The sequence below is a fragment of the Streptomyces fuscigenes genome (genome assembly GCF_021556455.1).
Classification (GTDB): Bacteria; Actinomycetota; Actinomycetes; order Streptomycetales; family Streptomycetaceae; genus Streptomyces; species Streptomyces fuscigenes.
In genome coordinates this window covers 1-3,014 of sequence record NZ_JAKGCV010000567.1, presented here as the reverse complement: position 1 = coordinate 3,014, position 3,014 = coordinate 1, and the positions used below count along the sequence as shown (strand labels likewise).

Here is a 3,014-nt window from a genome sequence, read left to right as displayed (position 1 = left end):
GTGCGGCGGCGACACCCGCTCGAAGCGCGGCGCGCGCGGCGCGCCCCAGATGTCGTCGCGGACGCCGCCGGGCCGCTCGGGTCCGGGACCCGGTCCCGGCGCGGGCTCGGACAGCAGGGGCTCGGCGGGGCGGTTGATCTGCGACGGGCGGGTGCCCGTGGACTCGTAGGGCGGCTCGGGCGGTCTCGTGCCGAACGGCTCCGGCGGGCGCGCGCCGTACGGGTCGGCCGGGCCCTGCGGGTGCGGCACGGGCGGGGGGCCGGCGGTCCCCGTCTGGAAGCCGGGCGGCAGGTTGACCCCGCCGCCGGGGCCCTGGCCGGTGGTGACGCGGGGCGCGAGGGGCGTGTACGAGGTGGCGGTGTTGGTGAGGAAGTTCCAGCGGCACTCCTCGCAGTACGGCGCGTTGGCCTCGCGCGGCGTCTGGCACTGCGGGCACAGCTCGGGCTGCGCGGCGGGGCCGTGCGGCGGATACCCGTAACCGGGTCCCGGCGGCGCGGGGGGAGGCGGCACGGCGCCGCCCATGCGATGGCCGCAGACCTCGCACCAGTCGTCGGAGCCCGACTGGTGTCCGTTGGGGCAGGTCGGCATGGCTGCGCTTCCCCCTCTCCTGATCCGGCCTCGCGGCCGCCACTCGGTGTGCGTGCGGTGGTGTGGCGCGATGGGTCCCAGCGGGGCCCACCGGTGCCCGCGGTGTCCGCGGGCAGCCCCGCGGTGCTTCCCGCGGTTACTTCTTGACCCTGACGGTCTTGGTGGAGCGCGTCTCGAGCGTCATCTCGTCCGCTTCGGCCACCTTCGCCTTCAGTCGCACAGTACCTGTCGCGACATCGACCACGTCCACCACCTTCGAAAGCAGTTTCGCAGTTTCCGCGTTTCCGGACGAGGCGGCCAGCTGCACGGCGCGGCCGAGTTTGGCCGTGGCTCCATCGAGATCACCCGATTTGCGGGCATACAGACCCTGTTGGATGACCTGCGCCAGTTCGGCCTGTCCCGTGTAGTGCGCGACCTGGGGATCGATCGACGTGGACGCCTCCATGTCGTCCGTCCACACCGCCCTGACCAGGCCCTGGCCCAGGACCTCGGGAGATCCACCGTCCGCCGCGGGCAGCACCAGCGAGACGCGGCCGGCCAGCATCTCCCGGCCGACCTCCGCGTCGGGCACCTCTACACAGACGTGGTAATCGCGAGATTCGTCACCCCAGGACCCGGTCGGGTAGTCGCCGGAGCGCGGCCCCACCTGTGTACGCCGCTCCGTCAGCGCCTCCACGGTCGGGGCCACCTGCTTGACGAAGCGGACCTCCGCGCCCATCGGCGTCCACAGCCGCAGCGAGACGTCCGCGACCTCCTTGCCCATCGCGGTCTCCATCATCCGCGTGAAGTCGGCGGCCAGGTGGTCCGGGTCGGCCACGATGTCGGCCGTGCCGAGCAGGGCGGAGGCGATGCCGGTGACCTCCTTGATCTCCCAGTCCGTGCCGACGCCGCGCGCGTCGCAGGTGAAGCGCCCGGTGCACGCGTCGAGCGCGGCCCGCAGGTCCTGCGGCGACTCGTGCTCGTTGCGGCCGTCGGTCAGCAGGATGCCGTGCCGGATGGGCACGTCCGCCGTCGCGAGGAGCCGGTCGGCCAGCCGCAGCCAGGTCCCGACGGCCGTGCCACCGCCCGCGGCCAGGCCCCGCAGGGCGTGCTTGGCGCGGGCCCGGGTCCCGGGCCCGGCGACGGCGAGGGAGCCGTCCGCCGGGTAGACCTCGCGGGCGACGTGGGTCCCGGCCACGACGGCGAAGGAGACACCGTCGCGCAGGGTGTCGACGGCGGCCGCCGTGGCGGCCCGCGCGTTGTGCATCTTCGCCGGCGGGTAGTCCATCGAGCCCGAGCAGTCCACCATGATCACCACGGCCGCGTCGGAGCCGCGGCCCGCGGGCCCCTTGCCGGTGGTGCCGCCGCCGGTCGACGTCACCGTCACGATGGCGTTGACCTCGCGCGCCCCCTCGGCCAGGTACTCGTTCTGGTACACGTCGACTCTGAACTGCGGCACGTTCGACTTGGAGAAGTTCGCCATGAATCGGCTCCTCGGCTCTCCGCCGGCCGGGCGGAACGGTTCGGGGCGGTTTCGACGGTCGGAGTGACGGACACGGGCGGCGCCGCGCGGGCCCCGCCCCCGCACCGGCGTGCCGCCCCGAGGACCGGCGCACCGCGAAAGGCGCCGGGGCCGGTGGGACGGCCGGGCCCTGGCCCGTGCCTGACGGAACGTCAGCAGCGGGCCGGGCGCGGCGCGTTCGGTCGGCGTCAGGGTGCGGTGTACGCGGATCCTGCCCCGGCCCGGGGCGGGGCGAACGGCACGACGGCCACTGTTACGTTGTCGTGGCCCCCGCCGTCCAGCGCGTGCCCGACCAGGACCTGCGCCGCGTGCAGGGGCCTCGCGGACGCGTCGGCCGGCACGATCCGGGCGATCTCGTCCGCGCCTTCCGCGTAGTTCCACAGGCCGTCGGTGCAGACGAGCACGGTGCCGGGCCGGTCGGGCTTGAACGAGGCCGTGTGCGGTTCCAGTTCGTACGCGTCGGCGCCGAGCCAGCCGGTGATCGCGTGCGCGCGTTCGTCCGCGTACGCCTCCGCCTCGTTCATCAGACCGGCCGCGACCATCTGCGCGGCCCATGAGTCGTCCTCGGTCAGACGTACGGACTGTGTCGTGCGATCGTCGGGCACCCAGTACGCCCTGCTGTCGCCGACCCAGCCCACGACGAGCAGCCCGCCCGTCACGACGGCCCCGACGAACGTGCAGGCGGGCGCGTTCTGCCGGCGCTGCGAGGACCGCTCCGACTCGCCTGCCCCGTCGTCGACCAGGGAGTTGACGGCGTGCGCCGCCGCGACGATCGCCTCGTGCATGGCCTGCTGCGGGTGGGTGCCGCGCGGCAGTGCCGCCCGCAGCGAGCCGGCCGCCGCCGCCGAGGCCGCCGCGGAGGCGTCGTCGGGGCGCGCGGCCGAGGACACGCCGTCGCACACCACGGCGATCACCGCGGGGGCGC

General features: G+C 74.7%; 2 protein-coding genes and 1 pseudogene. All 3 read right to left on the bottom strand.

The features are described 5' to 3' along the window. Positions 1-588: pseudogene (locus tag L1885_RS26360) on the bottom strand (FHA domain-containing protein); the annotation flags it as partial. 136 nt (positions 589-724) lie between these two features. Next, the gene (locus tag L1885_RS26355; RefSeq protein WP_235799669.1) at positions 725-2,050 is read right to left on the bottom strand and encodes a vWA domain-containing protein; all 1,326 of its coding nucleotides are present in this window, start codon (positions 2,048-2,050) and stop codon (positions 725-727) included. Positions 2,051-2,277: 227 nt separating this feature from the next. Beyond that, positions 2,278-3,014, bottom strand: a 737-nt coding sequence (locus L1885_RS26350; RefSeq protein WP_235799668.1) for a PP2C family protein-serine/threonine phosphatase, incomplete at its 5' end; no start/stop codon positions are given.